The following is an 18062-nucleotide window of genomic DNA, read 5'->3' on the forward strand; positions in this document are numbered from 1 at the left end:
TCAGGCTCAGCCCAGGAAGGCCTGGAACTCGGCGGCGCGGACGAAGTCGTCCTGGATGCTGCCGGCCGCGCAGTCGGTGGTGAACTGCGGGTCCTGGTCCTGCTCACCGGCGTAGTCGGGCGCGCCGGTGCACTGGTTGGTGACCACCTCGAAGCGCAGGTGAGTGGCCAGGGTGAGCGGGATCCGGAAGCTCTCGAAGATCAGCTCCGGGGCCCTCGGCCGGGGTGCGACCGACGGGAACGCGTCCTTCGGGCTGATGTAGACGGACCGGAAGTCGGCCGCGTCCGCACAGGTCACCGTGCCGCGAGCCGTGCAGGCCGAGACCTTGAACTGGCGCAGCGCGCTGAACCTGTTCTGGCCTCCCGCGTCCGGATCGCCGGCGATCGCCGGTCGGAGCATGGCGCTGACCTGCACCCGGCTGACCAACTGCGGGCCGCCGGCCAGGTCGACCGTGACCTGCTTGCCGGCGACCGGGCTGTTCAGCGACGCCCAGTTGGTGGCCTCGTCCTCGTCGACCAGCCTGGCCTGGTTGACGCCGTCGCCGGTGGCGGTGGCGCCGGCCGCGGCCGATGCGACGTTCGGAAGCATGATCACCGGCAGTGGCACGGTCTGCCCGGCCTTGACGGTGATCGGGCCGACCCGGGCCAGACCCCGGCCGGGCGCCTGCACGACGAACTCGTAGCTGCCCGGCACCAGGCGGACCTCGCTGCCCAGCGGTGTCGCGGCGTCGGTGTCGGCCACCGGCACCGCGCGGGCCTGGTAGCGGCCCACGAACAGCTTGGCGTTCTCCAGCGCGCCGGTGCCGCCGCCGAGGGCGATCGGCTTGAAGAGCACCCGGGCCTCGTTCGCCAGTGGCGACTCGAAGCTGGGCACCGGGTTGACGTCGGCCGGACCGGTGCTGGTGGCACTTTCGCCCAGGCCGCGCTTGGCGAAGGCGTTCCAGAGCAGGTCCTGGTTGGCCCCGCCGAAGCGGATCCGGTCGGCGGCCAGCATGGCATCGCGGGAGTCGACCATGCTGACCCCGCTGACGGCCATCAACAGGTACGAGTCGAAGACGAGCTGGATCCAGCGCCGGTTGCCGGGGCACGCCGTGACGGCCCGCGTGCCGTTGGCGCACGCCTTCTGGATCGTCGCGTTGCCGGACCCGTACCGCTTCATCATCGCGGCCCGGATGTCGAAGTTGGTCGCCGTCCACACCTCGCCCGAGGCGTGTACCTGCAGGCCGACGAAGTCGTAGTCGACCGAGCTGTAGTTGAGCGGGCTCTGGCTCATGTTGTAGTTGCGGATGCCGGCGATCGGGTCCGAGGTGACGTACTGGCCGATCGTGTAGCCACGGAGGCCCGCGGGCGCGTAGCCGTATTCGTACGCGTATTCCATCGCGAGTTGGTCGGACCAGCTCTCGCTCATGCCCTGCGGGCTGCTCACGCCCGCGTTCGGGCCGGCGATCATGCGGCCCGTGACGGCGTGGCCGTATTCGTGCGCGATCACGGACATGTCGTAGTCGCCGTCGACGCACGGTGCGTAGAAGGTGCCCGGGATCGCCTGCCACAGGTACATGTTGGTGATCGGGGCGGTGCCTTCCGGCGGCGTGATCTGGTTGGCGTTGTCGCGGGCGGCGAAGCCGGGGAACCCGCCGGCGATGCCACCGGCCTGGGCGTTGCCCTGCTCGACGTCGTTGCCCAGCCCGCCCTTGCCGAAGTTGTCGCCCTGCATGTTCCAGGTTTCCTCGGTGAAGCCAAGGTGGTAGGTCCAGTCGTGCATCCGGTTGTGCATCCCGAACAGGTTGGCCCGGGCGGCGTCGATGTCGTTGCGCTCCGGCGAGGTGAACACGGCCGGGTCGCAACCCCGCTCGTACCACTGGTTGGTCCAGGGGTAGTTGTAGTCGCGGTCGGCCCGCGGCGTCGCGGTCTCCGTGCCGACGGTGAACGGGTCGGCGCTGTTCCAGTTGTGCACCGCGATCGCGTTGTTGCCGCGGGTGGTGTTGGTGGACAGGCCGGTGGCCGGGTCGACGTCCCAGGGCAGCGGCGAGGCCGAGGTGCCGACCGTCTCGTCGCAGCCCTTGGCGCGGGCCCAGCACCAGTCGACGCGGGTGTCGGCGGAGCTGTAGTCGACCCGCGGCGCGTGCGGGAATACCTGCCACCGCGGGTTGTCGTCGGCCGAGTCGTGGTGGTCGACGAGGTCCTCGCGGACCAGCACCCCGCCGTCCCGAGCATCCACATAGGTGGAATAGCCGACCGGCTCGGCGCCGTTGGCCACGACCACCACCTGGTACGCCGCGCGGGCGCCCCGGTCGGCGGTGGGCACGGCAACCAGGTCGGTGCGCATGACCCGGGCACCGGATGCCGCGGCGTCGGCCAGCGCGATCCGTTCCGCGTCGGCGGCGGACAGCGTCGCCGGCGCCGGCGCCGCACCGTCGCGGGCCAGGGAGGAACTGACGTGCCAGACGGAGCCCGCCCGGACGCCGACGCTCAGGATGCCGTCGTGGCCGGCCGGCAGGTCGCCGAACCGTTGCCGCATGACGACCACGGCGCCCTCGCCCATCGGCCGCACGGTCAGCGGCTCGAGCGCGGCGGCGCCGGACTCGGACAGGCCCAGCAGGTCGCGGTTCGCGGCTACGTATTCGCGGACCGCTCGCACCGGGTCGGCGGACAGCCCCGTGGCCAGCGCCTTGTCGGTGGGGGAGAGCACCGCGGTGGTGCCGAGGTTGTTGAAGGTCGCCCGCGCCTGTGCGCGGCTGGCCCGGTCGCGCTGAGCGCTGGTCGGCGCGATCGCGCCGCGGCGGTTGTCCTTGTCGCGGGTGCCGACGTGGTCACCCTGCACCACCACGCCGCCGTCAACCGGTCCACGTTGCTGCGGTGCCTGACGCGCGGCACCGCCTGCCGCACCGGACGCGAGGACCAGCACCGCTGCGGTCAGCAGCACGGTGGATCCTCGCGAGCCAAGAAGTCGTCTTTGCACGGCCCCTCCTCTCCGGACGGCCGCGTTGCCGTCGGAGAGGAATTTACGTGTGTCACTGACTTCGGCACATCCCCTGTATGGATGTGAGTCGATTAGACCGCGACGGCTTTCGCGCGATGCCGGGCGTACGCCTTTCCGGGACTCGCCAGGACGGTGTCGTAGGTCCACGGGTACTCGGTGACGCGGTCGCCGAGTGCGGCGAAACAGGCAGCCGCCGCCTGGCGATCACCGGTCATCGAGAACGCGTACGCGAACAGGTTCATCGCCCAGACCGAGCCCGCCCGCGGCCGGTAGTCGGCGTGGAAGACCGAGCGGGCGGCCGCGGCGTGCAGTTCGTCGCGCACCTCCGACGTGGTCCAGTAGTCGCCGCGGTCGTCCATGGAACGTTCGACGTGCGCGTCCGGTACGAGTGCGCCGAGCAGGCTGCCGTCCGGAGCGGCCGCGAAGGAGGCGCGGGCGAAGCCGAACATCTCGTCGTCGCTGCCGAACCACTTCCGGCACAGGTACTGGAGCCGGTGCTGGTGCGCGAAGCAGTGGTGCGGGTGGCGGTCGACCACGGCCGCGAACCGCTCGGCGGCCTCGTCCGGCTCGACCTGGCGGCCGCGAGCGGAGAGGACCAGGAAGGCGCGCGCGGTGACCTCGCCGGCGTCGAGCGCGATCGCCTGGTCCAGGTCGTCCTCGGCCAGCCGCAGCCGGCGGAAGAACTCCTGGAACTGCTCCTTGGTGACGTACTTGGCCCGGGCCGCGGTGCGCGCCTGCCAGGCCCAGCCGATCGCGTACGCGCCGCGCACGGTCAGCGGCAACGGGTCGCCGGCCGCGTCGGCCACCCACGAGCCCAGGGCCGGCCACAGGTCCGGAAGCTCGCTGATCCGGCTCAGGTGGTGCGCCCGGTCGTCGGCGTCCGGCACGCCGTGCAGCACGGCCTCGGCGGCTGCCCAGTCGTTGCTGGTCAGCGCGTCGTGCAGGGCCCGCGTGGTCGGGTCGCCCTCGGCCGGGTCGAGCGGCGGGGCAGGTGTTCGGGTGAACGGCCACATGGCCGCCGATCGTAAAGGGTGGTGATCTTCGATCGGAAGGGTCTTGCCGAAGGAAGATCAACGTCGTACGTTCCCCTGCGCCCGGTCGCGCGGCGGCTGGCAGGAGGAAACAATGATCGCCGCCGTGCGCGCACTCGTCTCGGTCGTCATGCTGGCGGGCTTCTACGTCGTGGCGCTGGTCCAGGTCGACCAGCTCCGCGCGGTGATCGCGCACGAGCTCGGCCACTACTCCGGCCTGCACACGCAACTCGCCGGCGGCGCCTACCGGGGCCGGCTCACCATCGCCGAGACGATCGGCGGGCTCTCCACGTACAACCCACTGCGTTGGGTCTTCGGGGGTTATGCCCACCTCTATCGGCTGGTCGACAACGTCGTCTCGCGCCGGCAGGAGTTGGAGGCCGACCGCGCCTCCGCGCGGGTCGCCGGTCGGGCCGCCGCCATTTCCGCGCTGCGCGAGGTGCGCGGCCTGTCCGTCGAGCCGGGCTGGACCGCCCGCTTCGCGCCAGACGACCTGTTCGGCGGGTTCGGCGCGCTGCTCGACGCCCGGACCGACGCGCTCGCGACGCTGCGTGAGCGCGAGCCCGAGGTGAGCGGCTCGGCGTGGGACACCCACCCGCCGATCGGTGCGCGGGTGGCGGCGATGGCGGACGCACCCGAGATCGACCGCGCACCGGACACCCGCAAGGCCCGCGCTGTTGCCGGACCTGCGTGCCGGCCCGAAAGCGGCTCGCGGACCTGGGCATCGACCCGGCCGCGGCGGCGATCGTGGAGGAGCGGACGGCGCGCGGTGCCCAGTTCATCGCCGCGCTGGCCAACGTCAAGATTGACGGCGTGGGGCACGACCTGCTGCTGCTGAACAACGGCTTCGTCTTCGTGCCGGACCCGGGCGACGTCGACAAGGGCCGGGAGCGGCTGCGCACGCTGATCGGTTCCGCGCCGGCCGAGAAGCTGGCGGAACGGCACCTCTTCCTCCCGTACGAGGAGGTCGCGTCGACGAAGATCGAGAAGCGTGCGCCGATCCGGGCGACGCTCACCCTGCACGACGGGCGCCGGATCACGCTCCGCGAGAAGTGGGACGGCGAGGACCTGGAGCTCACGGACCTCAAGGGCTAGGCTTTTGCGGATAATCCGTTACGGACCGAAATGGGTATGCTGGACGGCATGACCGCCATGGCACCCCGGCGCGACAGCCCGGACCTGTCGTTCCTGCTCGACCACACCAGCCACGTGCTGCGTTCGCGGCTTGCCGCGGCGCTGGCCGAGATCGGCCTCACCGCGCGGATGCACTGTGTGCTGGTGCACGCCCTGGAGGAGGAGCGCACCCAGATTCAGCTCGCCGAGCTCGGTGACATGGACAAGACCACGATGGTGGTGACGGTGGACGCGCTGGAGGAGGCCGGGCTGGCCGAGCGCCGGCCGTCCAGCACCGACCGGCGGGCCCGGATCATCGCGGTCACGCCCGAGGGCGCCAAGGTGGCCCGGCGCAGCCAGCAGATCGTCGACGGAGTGCACGCCGACGCCCTGGGCGCCCTGCCGGCCACCGAGCGCAAGGCCTTCCTGCGCGCCCTGGAGCGCCTGGTCGGCGACCACCTCGCCACCCCCGTGGAGAACCCCCGTCCGGTCCGCCGGGCCCGGGAGCGCGCCAACTAGATCCTTCAGAGATTGTCTGCAACGAAACTATCCGCTACGGTCCTTCGCATGGACCGTACCCGTTGGACTGCCCTTGGCGTGCTCGCCACCGGCTCGTTGATGACCATCCTCGACGGCAGCATCGTCACCGTCGCGATGCCAGCCATCCAGGCCGACCTCGGCTTCTCGTCGGCCGAGCTGAGCTGGGTCGTCAACGCCTACCTGATCGCCTTCGGCAGCCTGCTCCTGCTCGCCGGCCGGCTCGGCGACCTGATCGGCCGCAAGCGGATGTTCCTGACCGGCACCGCGGTGTTCACCGCGGCATCGCTGCTGGCGGGTGCCGCCACCAGCCCGGCGCTGTTGATCGCCGCCCGCTTCCTCCAGGGAGTGGGCAGCGCGATGGCCATGGCGGTCAGCCTCGGCATCCTGGTCACGCTGTTCACCGTGCCGGCCGATCGGTCGCGCGCGATCGCGGTGTTCAGCTTCACCGGGGCGGCCGGCGCGGCGATCGGCCAGGTGGTCGGCGGCGTGCTCACCGACGCGCTGAGCTGGCACTGGATCTTCTTCATCAACCTGCCGATCGGCCTGGCCACCCTGTTCCTGGGCCGCCGCACGCTGCCGGGGGAGCGCGGGCTCGGGCTGGGCTCCGGGGCCGACCTCGCCGGCGCACTGCTGGTCACCGCCGGCCTGGTGACCGGCATCTACGCGGTCGTCGAGCTCGAGAAGTCGGGTCCGATCCGCACCGCCGGCCTGTTCGCGCTCGCCGTCGCCCTGCTGGCCGGCTTCGTGGTGCGCCAGACCACGGCCCGCGACCCGCTGGTGCCGGTGCGAGTGCTGCGCACGCCCGGCGTCGCCGTGGCCAACCTGGTGCAGGTGCTGACGCTCGCCGCCTGCTTCGCGTTCCAGGTGCTGGTGACGCTCTACCTACAGAACGTCCTCGGGTACGACGCGCTGCGCACCGGCCTGGCCATGCTGCCGGCGGCGGTGGCGATCGGCGCCGTCTCGCTGGGCCTCTCGGCCCGACTCAACGCGCGGTTCGGCGAGCGCCGGATGCTGCTGGTCGGCCTGGCGATGCTGTTCGGCGTGCTCGCGCTGCTCGTTCGGGTGCCGGTGCACGCCAACTACGCCGTCGACGTGCTGCCGGTGATGCTGCTCGTGGCCGGCTTCGGCCTGGTGCTCCCGGCCCTGGCGACGCTGGCCATGTCGGGTGCGCGGGCCGACGACGCGGGCCTGGTCTCCGGGTTGTTCAACACGACGCAGCAGATCGGGATGGCGCTGGGTGTCGCGGTGCTGGCCACCCTGGCAGCGGCCCGCACCGACACGCTGCGGGCCGCCGGCCAGGGTGCGGCCGAGGCGCTGACCGGCGGCTACCGGCTCGCCTTCGCGGTCGGCGCCGGGCTGGTCGTGGTCGCGTTCGTGACCGCGGCGCTACTGCTCCGGCCCGCGCCGGCTCAGATCGTCACGGAGTCGCCGACGGCGATCCGCTTGTAGGTGGTTTGGCCCTTCTCTTCCAGCCAGCCGTCGAAGTTCGCGTTGCCGACCGCCGAGAGGAGCTCGTCGTGGATCGGGAAGGCCCGGGCCGGCGCGACCGCGCGGGTGAAGTCCAGCGACTCACCGAGCTTGGCCCACGGCCCGCTGGTCGGCACCAGCAGGGTCTCCACCTGCTCGGTCGGCACGAAGTACGAGTCGCCCGGGTGGTAGACGCCATCGACGATGAAGCCCACGTTGGCGCAGCCGGGCAGGCCGTCGTAGATCTCCGCGTGCGCGCCGCCTACGGCGACGACCTCGAAGCCCGCCACGGTGAACCGGTCACCCACTGCGACCGGCTGGATCGCGGCCGCCACCCGCTCGTTCTCGGCCGCCGCCCGCAGCGAGGCGTGGCCGTGAATGCGCAGCTCCCGCGTTTCCAGCAGGGCCGCGATCTGCTCGACCGCGAAGTGGTCGGCGTGCTCGTGGGTGACCAGGATGTCGGTGATGCCCTCGTAGGCCGCCGGCTCGGTCCAGATGCCCGGATCGACCAGCAACCGCCGGTCGCCGTCCTCGAACCGGACACAGGCGTGCTTGTACTTGGTGAGCAACATGATCACACCCTACTTGCGGTGTGGCCGCACAATCTTGGCATGGTGTGGTGGGGTCGGGCCGCCTGTCCGGTGCGGCCGGTCGAAGCGGAGTGGGTCGACGCGTCGCTCGACTGGCTGCTGGCCGAGTTCGGCGACGAACGGTTGCGGGGCACGGTCGTGCTGCCCAACGACGAGTTCTTTCCCGGTGTCTACCGCGGCACCCGTGGCGACGTCGAGGCAGTGCTGCGCCGGCTCTGTGTCCACATGGGAATTCCCGGGACCGGGTCGACCTCGAGCACTACGAGAACGACGACGTCTCCGAGCTGTCGGACCATGTGCCGCTCACCTCGTCGTCGTCGGGCGCCGCCGGGCATCATCGGCTGCGCGCCGGCCGTTCGGTGATCGGGATCCGCGACGACCGGGCGGCGGCCCCGATGGCCCTGGTGGCGACCATCAGTCACGAGCTCGGCCACGTCCTGCTGATCGGCGACGGGCGGGTCTCCGCGCACCGCGAAGACCACGAGCCGCTCACCGACCTGCTCACCGTCTTCTTCGGCCTGGGCATCTTCGGTGCCAACGCGGCGTTCGAGTACAGCCGCGACGCCGGCTACGCGCGCACCGCGCGCCTGGGCTACCTGACCGAGCCGATGTTCGGCTACGCGCTGGCCCGTTACGCCTGGCTGCGCGGAGAGCGGAACCCGGGCTGGGCCGGGCACCTGGACACCAACCCCCGCACCTTCCTCAAGCGGGGTCTGCGTTTCCTCGAACGGGTGCGTCTGTAATCCACCTGACGGCGCCGGAGCGCGGCCGGCGCGAGACTGCCGGGGTGACCACCATCGCGACACCACGCCGGCGGTTGACCGCCATCCGGGCCGCCCGGCTGTTCGACGGGACCGGCGACGCCCTGACCCCGCACCCGGTGGTGACCGTCGACTCCGACTCCGGCCGGATCGTCTCGGTCGGCACGGCCGGCCCGGTCGAGGCGGAGGTGGTCGACCTCGGCGCCGCCACGCTGCTGCCCGGTCTGGTCGACGGGCACGTGCACCTGGCCTTCGACGCCTCTCCCGACCCGGTCGGTGCCCTGGCCGCCCGGGACAACCCGGCCGCGTACGCCGCGATGCTGGTGGCCGCCCGGCGCACCGCGGCCGGTGGCGTGACCACCGTGCGCGACCTGGGAGACCGGAACTACCTGGCGTTGCGGGTGCGCGACGCCGCCGGCGGCGACCGCACGCTGCCGACGATCGTCGCGTCCGGCCCGCCGATCACCACGCCCGGCGGACACTGCCACTATCTGGGCGCCCCGGCGTCCGGTGCCGACGGGATCCGCGCCGCCGTCCGCGCGCACGCCGACCGCGGCGTCGACGTCATCAAGATCATGGCGAGCGGCGGCAACCTGACCCAGGGCAGCCGGCCGGAGCTCTCCCAGTTCACGGCCGACGAGCTGCGGGTCGCGGTCGACGAGGCACACGCGTGCGGGCTCCCGATCACCGCGCACGTGCACGGCCTGCGGGCCGTCCGCGACGCGCTCGCCGCCGGCGTCGACGGTCTCGAGCACGTCACCCTGATGACCGCCGACGGTGTCGACGAGATGCCCGCCGACCTGGTCGCCGCGCTCGCCGCCGCCCCCGTCACGATCGGGCTCACGCTCGGCGTGATCCTCGCGCCGGGCGCGGAGATCATGCCCGCCATGGCCTCGCGCCTGCCGACGATCTCGGCCAACGTGCGCAAGCTGCACGCCGGTGGCGTCGACCTGATCGCCGGCACCGACGCCGGCATCGGGCCGATCAAGCCGCCGGACGTGCTGCGCTCGGCGATCGGCATGCTGTCCACCGCGGTCGGCATGACCCCGGCCGAGGCGCTGCGCGCCAACACGGCGCGCGCGGCCGTCGTGCTGGGCCTCGGCGACCGCAAGGGCCGGATCGCGCCCGGGTACGACGCCGACCTGCTCGCCGTGGACGGCGACCCGCTCACCGATCCGGCCGCCCTGGACGCGATCCAGGCCGTCTACGTGCGCGGCGCACGGCTCTGACGGCCGGGCACGACCAGGCCCGACTCGTACGCGAGGACGACCGCCTGGACCCGGTCGCGCAGGCCGAGCTTCGCCAGCAGGTTGCTGACGTGCGTCTTGACCGTGTGTTCTGTAACGAAGAGCTGCCCGGCGATCTCCGCGTTGGACAGGCCGCGGGCCAGCAGGTGCAGCGTGTCGGTCTCTCGGCCGGTGAGCAGGTCCAGCCGGGCTGGTGCGCTGGGCGGCTCGCGACCCCGCTCCACCATCTGGGCGATCAGCCGCCGGGTCACGGTCGGCGCCAGCAGCGCGTCGCCGGCCGCCACCGTGCGGACGGCCGCGACCAGATCGGCCCGCCTGGTGTTCTTGAGCAGGAAGCCGCTGGCGCCGGCGTGCAGGGCGGCGTACACGTACTCGTCGAGGTCGAAGGTGGTCAGCACGAGCACGCGGGCGTCGGTGCCGGCACAGATCCGGGTCGTCGCCTGGATGCCGTCCAGCTTCGGCATGCGGATGTCCATCAGCACGACGTCGGGCCGCAGGGCCTGCGCCGCCCGGACGGCCTGCTCGCCGTCGCCCGCCTCGCCCACGACCGTGATGTCGGGCTGCGCCTCGAGGATGACGGCGATGCCGTCGCGGATCAGCGCCTCGTCGTCGACGACCAGCACTCCCAGCGGGTCAGTCATCGATCGCCTCCAGCGGCAGCAGCGCGGTCACCCGGAACCCGGCGCCGTCGGTGCGCGGACCGGCGTGCAGGGTGCCGCCGATCGCCGTCATCCGCTCCCGCATGCCGATCAGCCCGTGGCAGGGTGTCGTGGGACCGGGCGAGCCGTCGTCGGACACGTCGATGCGCAGCCCTTCGCGGGACCAGTCGAGGCCGACCTCGACCTGTGTCGCCTTGGCGTGGCGGACCACATTGGTCAGTGACTCCTGGACGACGCGGTACGCGGCCGTGCCCAGCAACGGCGGCAGCGACCGCGCGGCACCGTGCTGGGCGACCGTGACCCGCAGCCCGGTCGCGCCGGCTCGCTCGACCAATGTGGACAGCTCGGCCAATTGCGGCTGTGGCGCCAGGTCGTCGGCGGGCCCGCGTACCGTGCCGAGGGTCTGCCGCAGTTGGGCCAGGGCCTCGCGAGCGGTGTCGCCGATGACGTCGAAGGCCCGCTCCGCCCGGGCCGGATCGGGCCGCACCAGCACGGGTCCGGCCTCGGCCTGCACGGCGATGAGGCTGAACGAGTGGGCCAGGATGTCGTGCATGTCGCGGGCGATCGCCTCGCGCTCCCGGGCCGCGACCGCGACCTGCTCCTCGGCATGCCGGCGGCCGCGTTCCTCGAGCAGCGCGATCCGGTCCCGGCGGGCGCGGGCGCTGGTGCCGAGGGCGTACGCGACCGCGAAGACGAGACCCACGAACGAGACACCGCGTACGGACCCGCCGGGCACCAGGATGGAGATCGTGACACCCGCCGCCGTGCCCACCACACCGACCACGCGACCGACCGGCCCACACAGCGCGGCGAACGTGTAGGTCGCGACAAGCTGCCCAACCGGCTGATCGTCGATGGCGTCGAGCATGCTGAGCCAGACGGTGCCGATGCCGCAGAACGTGGTGACCAGCAGCGGATGCCGCCGGCGCCAGACGAGCGGGAGACTGGCCAGCGCGCAGACCAGCAGGACCAGGGTGTCGTGGTCGAGTTCTAAGATCCACTTCACGATGACATTTCTCAAGAAGCTCCGGGTACTCGCCGGTGTGGGCGCGGTCGCCGTCTACGCCTGGGGGCTGTTGCACGTCGGCTACGCGGTGATGCGGGCCGAGGACGGTGGCACCGGGGCGTCGCCGATCGAGCCCTGCCGGGCGGCCGGGCCGGGGTTGGCGAGCCAGGTCGACGGGTACGCCGTCGGCTTCCTGCCGCTCCGCTTCGAATGCCGGCTCAGCGGCGGCGGCGCGTTCACCGCCCCGTCCGTTCCCGGTTATGTCAACCCGGCCGCGGCCGTGCTGGCGCTGACCGCTGCCGGGTCCGCGATCGTCGCGTACACGTTCGGTCGCGGGAAGTAAGGGATGTGTCCCCGCGCCTGAGTGACTACATTGGTCACTGTTGTCCGATGATGGGGAGGCGCGTCGATGTCGCAGGAATCGGCGGAGTCGGAGTGGGCGCCACCGGGGATCGACGTCACGATGCCGCACTCCGCCCGCATGTACGACTGGTGGATCGGCGGCAAGGACAACTTCGCGGCTGACCGGGCCATGGGCGCCGCGTTCGTCGAGGCCATTCCGAGCATTCGCACGATGGCCCGGGCCAACCGGGCGTTCATGCACCGGGTCGTGCGCTATCTCTCGGCCGAGGCCGGCGTCCACCAGTTCCTCGACATCGGCACCGGCATCCCGACCCGGCCCAACGTGCACGAGATCGCCGAGGCGAGCGGTGCCGAGACCCGGGTCGTCTATCTCGACAACGACCCGATCGTGCTGGCGCACGCCCGCGCGCTCCAGGTCAGCGGCGAGCACGGGCGCACCGCCTACATCGACGCCGACGTCCGCGAGCCCGAGAAGATCCTCGCCCACCCGGAGCTACGCGAGACCCTCGACCTCGATCGGCCGGTCGGGCTGTTGCTGATCGCGATCCTGATGCTGCTCAAGGACGAGGACGACCCGTACGGCGCCGTCGGCACGCTGCTCGAAGCCCTGCCGTCCGGCAGCTATGTCGCGATCAGCCACCCGGGCCAGGACTTCGACCCGGCGGCGATGGCCGCTGTGGTCGGCGCGGCCACCCAGGGCGGCGTCACCCTCGTGCCACGCGAGCACGACCAGGTCAGCCGGTTCTTCTCCGGCTGGGACCTGGTCGAGCCCGGCGTGGTGCCCGTGCTGTCCTGGCGGCCCGACGGCCCACCTCCCGAGGACCCGCGCGCCGCCTACTACTGGGCCGGCCTAGCCCGAAAGCCTTAATCCCGCGCGAGGTGGTCGCGGTGGTCGCGGGCGAACTCGGCCAGGCTGCGCGGCGGGCGACCGACGACGCTGGCGACGTGGTCGTTGGCGAAGTCGCCCCAGCCGGAGCCGTACGCGACGCGGTACTCGGCCAGCACCTCGGACATCCACCGGTCGATGCCGTACGCCAGAAAGCGGGCGAGGGCCTCTTCCGCGCTGTCCGACACGTACCGCACCGGACGGTCGAGCGTGCGCCCGAACTCCTCCGCCACCTCGTGCAGCGAGAGGCTCTCGGGGCCGGTCAGCGTGTAGATCTTGCCCGCGTGTGGCTCCGGACGTTGGAGGATCTCGGCCGCCACAGCCGCGATGTCGCGGATGTCGACGAAGCCGACCTTGCTCTCGCCGATGAGGCCGTTCAGCTCGCCGCCGCCGACCGAGCCGAAGAGGTTCTGCATGAAGTGGCTGGGGCGCAGGATGGTCCAGGGGATACCCGAGTTCTGCAGCTCGACGTCGGAGAGCGCGTGCAGCCGGCCGTTGCGGGTGGGCGCGTCGAAGGCGGCGCCGATCGCGGACATCCGGACGATGTGCTCGACACCGGCCTGCTTGGCGGCCCAGACCGCGTTCATGCTCTGGCTCGGCGCCATCGGGCCCATCGCGTTGAGCAGCCACACCGTGCGTATACCGGCGAAGGCCGGACCCAGCGTGTCGGGTTGGTCGAGGTCGCCGACGACGTACTCGACGCCGTCGAGGTCGGTTGCCTGGGACTTGTCACGCACGAGGGCCCGCAGGGGCGCCTTGCCGGCCAGCTCCCGGATTACCTCCCGGGACACGGCACCGTTCGCTCCGGTGATCAGAATGGTCATGGCGAAGACGATATAGTCCAAACCTGTGACCGTCCAACGATTGGACCAAAGTATGAACCGCAGCACACGCAAGGAGCGGGAACCCGACCTCGGGATCCTGGCCGTCCAACTGTCGGCCCGGGTCCAGCGGCAGATCTTCGCCCGCGCGGCGGAGCAGGGTTTCGCGGACGCCCGCCCCCGGCACGGCGCTGTGCTCGCCTACCTCGACGCCAACGGGACCCGGCCGGGTGAACTGGCGCGGTTGGCCGGGCGCAACAAGCAGACGATGGGCGCGATCGTGGACGAGCTCGAACGGCTGGGCTACGTCCGTCGCACCCCCGACCCGGCCGACCGCCGGGCGAAGCTGATCGTGCCGACGGAGCGTGGCCTGCGGTTCATGGAGGTCACCGACAACCTGGTGGGCGACATCGAGCGCGACCTGTCCGCGACGCTCGGAGCGGACACCTATCGCGCGTTCCGGGCCGCCCTGCACGACGGTGTCGCCAGCCTCCCCGCGGGCGGCCAGGACACCGACGCCTGACGGCGTGACTCAGGACTTACCCTTGCGGTCCCCGTACCTCCGGCGGAACTTCTCGATCTGGCCCGCGCTGTCCAGGACCCGCTGGCGGCCGGTCCAGAAGGGGTGGCTCGCGGAGGAGATCTCGACATCGATCACCGGGTACGTCTTCCCGTCGGTCCACTCGACCGTCTTGTCGCTCGTCTCGGTGGACCGGGTCAGGATCGCGAAGTCCGCGCCACGATCGCGGAAGACCACCTGCTGGTACTTCGGGTGAGTATTGGGCTTCATGTCGCTCCTTGGGCGATTTCGACCTCTCGACCGCCCCTCATCTACCCGCAACCGCCGGAATCCCACGTGCGATGGTGTGCCGATGACCGAACCCACCGTCCGGCTCGTGCCGTGGTCCGCCGCCGACCTGCCCCTGCTGCGCCGGATCAACACGCCGGAGATGCGCGCGCACGTCGGCGGCGCGGAGAGCGAGGAGCAGGTGCTGGTGCGCCACCAGCGCTACCTCGCCCTCGACAACGGCTGGATGTTCCGGGTGGAACTGCCCAGCGGCGAGCCGGCCGGCAGCGTCGCGTTCTGGAGCCGGGTCTGGCACGACGAGCCCGTATACGAGTCGGGCTGGGACGTCCTGCCGGAGTTCCAGGGCCAGGGCATCGCCAGCGCGGCCGTGCGGGCCGTCCTCGTGGCTGCCCGCGAGGACGGCCGGCACCGGTGGCTCCACGCCTTCCCGAGCGTGGCGAACGCGCCCTCGAACGCGGTCTGCCGCAAGACGGGCTTCACCCTCGTCGGCGAGACCGAGTTCGAGTACCCGCGCGGCCGCTTCATGCGCAGCAACGACTGGCGCTACGACCTCACCGCTTGACCACACTGGACAGTGCTCAGAGGTGCATTCCGCCGGAGACCTCGATGCGCTGGCCGCTGACCCAGCGGTTGTCGGCGCGCAGCAGGGCGGCGATCGCGCCGCCGGCGTCGTCCGCGACGGCGATGCGGCCGAGTGCGGTCAGCCCGGCGATGTGCTCCTGGACCTGCGGGTTGTCGCGCAGCAGGCCGCCGCTGAAGTCGGTGGCGACGGCGCCAGGTGCGACGGTGTTGACGCGGATGCCGCGGCGGCCGAGGTCCTGGGCGAGGTAGCGGGTGAGCACCTCGACCGCACCCTTGGCCGCGCTGTAGACGATGCGCTCCGGCACGTAGAACCGGGTCATCGCGGACGACACGTTGACGATGGCGCCGTTGTCGGCCAGCAGGCCGGAGAGCTTCTGGGTCAGGAAATAGACGCCCTTGAAGTAGACGTTCACGACCCGGTCGAAGTTCTCCTCGGTCACCTCGCCGAAGGACATCGGGATCTGCATGCCGGCGTTGTTGACCAGGTAGTCGAAGGTGTCCCGGTCCCACGTCCGCCGCAACACGTCGGTCACGGAGGCCACGAAGCCGTCGAACGACTCGACCGCGCCGGCGTCGAGCTCCAGAGCCACAGCGGTCGCACCGAGCTCAGCGATCTCCTGGACCACTTGGGCCGCCTCTTCGGGGTGCGACCGGTAGGTCAGGATGACGTCGACCCCCTCGCGGGCCAGGTGCAGGGCGGCGCTGCGCCCGATGCCCCGGTTGGCGCCGGTGATGAGTGCGATGTGCGATGAAGTAGTCATGGCTTCCACTCTCCGCGTGGCGGAGAGGGGAGCCAGTGTGGGCTCTTCCTGGGAGTGGCGGGACCAGTCATGGTTGACAGGCAAGTGCTCGCTTGCATAACGTGCGGGTCGTGGGTGACGTCTTCAAGGCCTTGGCCGATCCCACGCGTCGCACGATCCTCGACGAGCTGACCGACCGCGACGGCCAGACGCTCTTCGAGATCTGCGCGCGTCTGGCGACCAAGCACGGGCTCGGCTCGTCGCGGCAGGCCATCTCGCAGCACCTCGACACTCTCGAGGCCGCGGGTCTGGTCGAGACCCGCCGCGAGGGCCGCTACAAGTTCCACTACATCAACACCACGCCGCTCGAACCGATCGTGCAGCGGTGGCTGAGGAAGGGATCGAGATGAGGATTCACCTGGCCAGCGTGCTGGTCGACGACCAGCAGAAGGCGTTGCGGTTCTACACCGAGGTCCTCGGTTTCAAGGAGAAGACCAACGTGCCGCTCGGCGAGCACGCGTGGATCACCGTGGTGTCCCCGGAAGACCCGGACGGCACGGAGCTCGTCCTCGAACCCGACGAGCACCCGGCGGTCAAGCCGTTCAAGACCGCTCTGGTCGCGGACGGCATCCCGTTCACGTCCTTCGCGGTCACCGACGTCCAGGCGGAGTACGAGCGGCTGCGCGCGCTGGGGGTGCACTTCACCCAGGAGCCCACGGAGATGGGGCCGGTGATCACGGCGGTCCTGGACGACACCTGCGGCAACCTGATCCAGATCGCTCACCTGGCGGGCTGAGGCTCCACGGGAAAGGCCCCGCCCCGGGCGAACCCGGGACGGGGCCTTTCTCGTGTGTGGAAAACCGTCAGCGAGTGCTCTTGGCGACCCGGCCGGACACTGCCGGCAGGCTCGCCGCACGCGCGGTGTCCGACGGGAAGTACTCGAACAGGCCGCCCAGGTCGGCGACGACGTTGAGCGAACCGCCGTTGTTGTAGATGAAGAAATTGTTGTCCGGCAGGATCTCGACGTTCGTGCCGTTGGACACCGTCTCACCCTTGAGGGGGTTGAGGGTGCTCACGGTCGGACGCGGGCCGCCGTTGTTCGGGTAGACCGTCAGGTAGGTGTTCGCCGTCGGGTTCACCGCCGTGACGTTGAGCGAGAGGGCCTCGGTCTCGGGGGTGATCGACGACGGCGCGCTGACCAGACGGTTGCCCACGCCGACCGGGGCACCCGTGCGGGTGTCCAGGATCCGCTGCGGCGCCACCGGCTTGAACTTCAGCGAGACGAACGTGTCGTTGAAGTAGACGCCGATCACGTCGACGAGCCAGTGGGTGGTGGTGCTGGTGTAGACGCCGAACATCGGCAGGGAGGGATCCCCGCAGAAGTCGCACGGCGAGGTCGGCACGACGCCGCTGTTGGGCCAGATGCCGCCCTTGGCGTAGTTGACCGCCGAGACGCCGGCCGGCGGGTCGCCGGCACCGTTCCAGGTGGTCAGGTAGCCGCTGCTGGCCGGGTTGACCGCGGTGACGTTGACGGCGACCGCGGTGATTGCCGCGTCCACCGTCGGGTCGTCGAACGTGATCGCGTACTGGATCCAGCTCTGCGACGGAACCGGCGGGAGCGAGGCTCCGGTCTGCGGGTCCTTGCGGGTGTCGTCGACCCGGAACGCGTTCACCGGGAAGTAGGTGCTGCCCGGGGTCGCGTTCTCGTCACCGCTGTAGTAGCCGGCGACGTCGGCGATGACGTGCGCGCCGAGGCTGCTCTGGAAGATCTTGACGACACCGCTGGCGCCGACGGCGACGGTGACCGAGTTGGCCCGCGTCACCCCCTTGGCGAAGCTGATGGAGGCAGCGGTCGGCCGTGCGGTGCCGTCGGGGTAAGCGGTCAGGTAACCGTTGCCCTGGGCGCCGGTGACCGTCAGATTGAGCACGACGGCCGAGACGTTGGCCCCCGGGACCCCGGCGCGGCCGTTGACCTGGAGGTTGACGGTGCCGCCCGCGGGGACGATGCCCTGAGGAGCGCCGTTGCCGCTGCGGGTGTCGAGGATGCGGCTCGGAGCGAGCGGCGTGAAGGTGCCGACCGCCCCGACCGGCGCCGCGGAAGCGGCCGACGCCATGACGAAGACGGAACCGGTGACAGCGAGAGCAGCCGCTGCCGTGCCGGCGAGGACTGTGCGCAATACGCGCATTGATCACCCCGTGTGACTGGAGATAGAGATGGGTTTGGGAGGACATCGATACCAGACCACTCCGCGGGCGGTGGCGCAAGGCCGCGGGCCAAGGTTTGGACCGAACTGTTGTGATCATCGGCCAAACGGATAGCCGTGGCAACGGTTTTGTCGACGAAATCGGTGTCCGTCGTGATGTTGACCACTGTGGACACGCCCGGTTGGTTCTCGCCAAGGCCTTCGTCGGCATTGCCCGTTTCGGTTGACCACGAGGCGATCCGGGATGACGATCGAGGTGCCCGCT

22 protein-coding genes are annotated in these 18062 nt (G+C 71.0%); 13 read left to right on the forward strand and 9 right to left on the reverse strand.

The window, feature by feature from the left end; genetic code table 11:
• Positions 1-6 precede the first annotated feature (6 nt).
• Positions 7-2922, reverse strand: a complete 2916-nt coding sequence (locus BLV39_RS17540; RefSeq protein ID WP_239083580.1) for a M36 family metallopeptidase — start codon at positions 2920-2922, stop codon at positions 7-9.
• Between the two features lie 128 nt (positions 2923-3050).
• Positions 3051-3992, reverse strand: coding sequence for a hypothetical protein (locus BLV39_RS17545; RefSeq protein ID WP_090793312.1), 942 nt, complete (start codon positions 3990-3992; stop codon positions 3051-3053).
• Between the two features lie 112 nt (positions 3993-4104).
• Here BLV39_RS17545 and BLV39_RS17550 point away from each other — a divergent pair, with 112 nt between their 5' ends.
• Genes BLV39_RS17550 through BLV39_RS17565 form a run of 4 tightly spaced genes read left to right on the forward strand, consistent with a single transcriptional unit; the run spans position 4105 to position 7112 of the window.
• Complete coding sequence (locus BLV39_RS17550; RefSeq protein ID WP_090793314.1) at positions 4105-4848, forward strand: M48 family metallopeptidase; 744 nt, start codon at positions 4105-4107, stop codon at positions 4846-4848.
• Entirely contained in the window at positions 4824-5105 is a 282-nt protein-coding gene (locus BLV39_RS17555) for a hypothetical protein (RefSeq protein ID WP_090793318.1), read from the forward strand. The genes BLV39_RS17550 and BLV39_RS17555 overlap by 25 nt, the downstream gene beginning before the upstream one ends.
• Before the next feature lie 48 nt (positions 5106-5153).
• Positions 5154-5642 carry a MarR family winged helix-turn-helix transcriptional regulator gene (locus BLV39_RS17560; protein WP_090797470.1) on the forward strand — a complete coding sequence of 163 codons (489 nt, stop codon included), beginning with the start codon at positions 5154-5156 and terminating at the stop codon, positions 5640-5642.
• Between the two features lie 48 nt (positions 5643-5690).
• Entirely contained in the window at positions 5691-7112 is a 1422-nt protein-coding gene (locus tag BLV39_RS17565; RefSeq protein ID WP_090793320.1) for an MFS transporter, read from the forward strand.
• Here BLV39_RS17565 and BLV39_RS17570 read toward each other — a convergent pair.
• The gene (locus tag BLV39_RS17570) at positions 7073-7702 is read right to left on the reverse strand and encodes an MBL fold metallo-hydrolase (RefSeq protein WP_090793323.1); all 630 of its coding nucleotides are present in this window, start codon (positions 7700-7702) and stop codon (positions 7073-7075) included. The genes BLV39_RS17565 and BLV39_RS17570 overlap by 40 nt on opposite strands.
• A gap of 39 nt (positions 7703-7741) precedes the next feature.
• Between BLV39_RS17570 and BLV39_RS43620 the strand changes: the two genes are divergently transcribed.
• Genes BLV39_RS43620 through BLV39_RS43630 form a run of 3 tightly spaced genes read left to right on the forward strand, consistent with a single transcriptional unit; the run spans position 7742 to position 9710 of the window.
• Entirely contained in the window at positions 7742-8083 is a 342-nt protein-coding gene (locus tag BLV39_RS43620; protein WP_204082754.1) for a hypothetical protein, read from the forward strand.
• On the forward strand, positions 8017-8463 hold the full coding sequence (locus BLV39_RS43625) for a hypothetical protein (protein WP_204082753.1): 447 nt from the start codon (positions 8017-8019) through the stop codon (positions 8461-8463). Before BLV39_RS43620 ends, BLV39_RS43625 begins: the two co-directional genes overlap by 67 nt.
• 44 nt (positions 8464-8507) lie before the next feature.
• Positions 8508-9710 (forward strand): amidohydrolase family protein, encoded by a 1203-nt coding sequence (locus tag BLV39_RS43630; protein WP_239083579.1) that lies wholly within the window; start codon positions 8508-8510, stop codon positions 9708-9710.
• Here BLV39_RS43630 and BLV39_RS17580 read toward each other — a convergent pair.
• Positions 9686-10369, reverse strand: coding sequence for a response regulator (locus BLV39_RS17580; RefSeq protein ID WP_090793328.1), 684 nt, complete (start codon positions 10367-10369; stop codon positions 9686-9688). The two genes, BLV39_RS43630 and BLV39_RS17580, sit on opposite strands and share 25 nt — an antisense overlap.
• Positions 10362-11393: a sensor histidine kinase gene (locus tag BLV39_RS17585; RefSeq protein ID WP_090793332.1), complete on the reverse strand. Its 1032-nt coding sequence runs from the start codon at positions 11391-11393 to the stop codon at positions 10362-10364. Before BLV39_RS17585 ends, BLV39_RS17580 begins: the two co-directional genes overlap by 8 nt.
• Before the next feature lies 1 nt (position 11394).
• Here BLV39_RS17585 and BLV39_RS17590 point away from each other — a divergent pair, with 1 nt between their 5' ends.
• Together BLV39_RS17590 and BLV39_RS17595 are read left to right on the forward strand one after the other, a co-directional pair.
• The gene (locus BLV39_RS17590; protein ID WP_090793335.1) at positions 11395-11736 is read left to right on the forward strand and encodes a hypothetical protein; all 342 of its coding nucleotides are present in this window, start codon (positions 11395-11397) and stop codon (positions 11734-11736) included.
• 66 nt (positions 11737-11802) lie between these two features.
• The gene (locus BLV39_RS17595) at positions 11803-12624 is read left to right on the forward strand and encodes an SAM-dependent methyltransferase (RefSeq protein ID WP_090793339.1); all 822 of its coding nucleotides are present in this window, start codon (positions 11803-11805) and stop codon (positions 12622-12624) included.
• On the opposite strand, the gene BLV39_RS17600 is transcribed toward BLV39_RS17595, so the two are convergent.
• Positions 12621-13466, reverse strand: coding sequence for an SDR family oxidoreductase (locus tag BLV39_RS17600; RefSeq protein WP_090793341.1), 846 nt, complete (start codon positions 13464-13466; stop codon positions 12621-12623). The two genes, BLV39_RS17595 and BLV39_RS17600, sit on opposite strands and share 4 nt — an antisense overlap.
• Positions 13467-13518: 52 nt before the next feature.
• Here BLV39_RS17600 and BLV39_RS44815 point away from each other — a divergent pair, with 52 nt between their 5' ends.
• Entirely contained in the window at positions 13519-13986 is a 468-nt protein-coding gene (locus tag BLV39_RS44815) for a MarR family winged helix-turn-helix transcriptional regulator (RefSeq protein ID WP_090793344.1), read from the forward strand.
• Between the two features lie 9 nt (positions 13987-13995).
• On the opposite strand, the gene BLV39_RS17610 is transcribed toward BLV39_RS44815, so the two are convergent.
• Positions 13996-14253 carry a type B 50S ribosomal protein L31 gene (locus BLV39_RS17610; protein ID WP_090793346.1) on the reverse strand — a complete coding sequence of 86 codons (258 nt, stop codon included), beginning with the start codon at positions 14251-14253 and terminating at the stop codon, positions 13996-13998.
• Positions 14254-14335: 82 nt separating this feature from the next.
• Here BLV39_RS17610 and BLV39_RS17615 point away from each other — a divergent pair, with 82 nt between their 5' ends.
• On the forward strand, positions 14336-14833 hold the full coding sequence (locus BLV39_RS17615; protein ID WP_090793349.1) for a GNAT family N-acetyltransferase: 498 nt from the start codon (positions 14336-14338) through the stop codon (positions 14831-14833).
• 16 nt (positions 14834-14849) lie between these two features.
• On the opposite strand, the gene BLV39_RS17620 is transcribed toward BLV39_RS17615, so the two are convergent.
• Positions 14850-15614 carry an SDR family NAD(P)-dependent oxidoreductase gene (locus BLV39_RS17620; protein WP_090793352.1) on the reverse strand — a complete coding sequence of 255 codons (765 nt, stop codon included), beginning with the start codon at positions 15612-15614 and terminating at the stop codon, positions 14850-14852.
• Positions 15615-15724: 110 nt separating this feature from the next.
• Here BLV39_RS17620 and BLV39_RS17625 point away from each other — a divergent pair, with 110 nt between their 5' ends.
• Together BLV39_RS17625 and BLV39_RS17630 are read left to right on the forward strand one after the other, a co-directional pair.
• Entirely contained in the window at positions 15725-16003 is a 279-nt protein-coding gene (locus BLV39_RS17625; protein WP_090793355.1) for an ArsR/SmtB family transcription factor, read from the forward strand.
• Positions 16000-16389: a VOC family protein gene (locus BLV39_RS17630; protein ID WP_090793358.1), complete on the forward strand. Its 390-nt coding sequence runs from the start codon at positions 16000-16002 to the stop codon at positions 16387-16389. Before BLV39_RS17625 ends, BLV39_RS17630 begins: the two co-directional genes overlap by 4 nt.
• A 67-nt stretch (positions 16390-16456) precedes the next feature.
• On the opposite strand, the gene BLV39_RS17635 is transcribed toward BLV39_RS17630, so the two are convergent.
• Positions 16457-17707, reverse strand: a complete 1251-nt coding sequence (locus BLV39_RS17635; protein WP_143049794.1) for a hypothetical protein — start codon at positions 17705-17707, stop codon at positions 16457-16459.
• Positions 17708-18062: the final 355 nt, after the last annotated feature.

Origin of the sequence: Asanoa ishikariensis (assembly GCF_900107455.1) — a bacterium.
GTDB classification, from domain to species: Bacteria; Actinomycetota; Actinomycetes; order Mycobacteriales; family Micromonosporaceae; genus Asanoa; species Asanoa ishikariensis.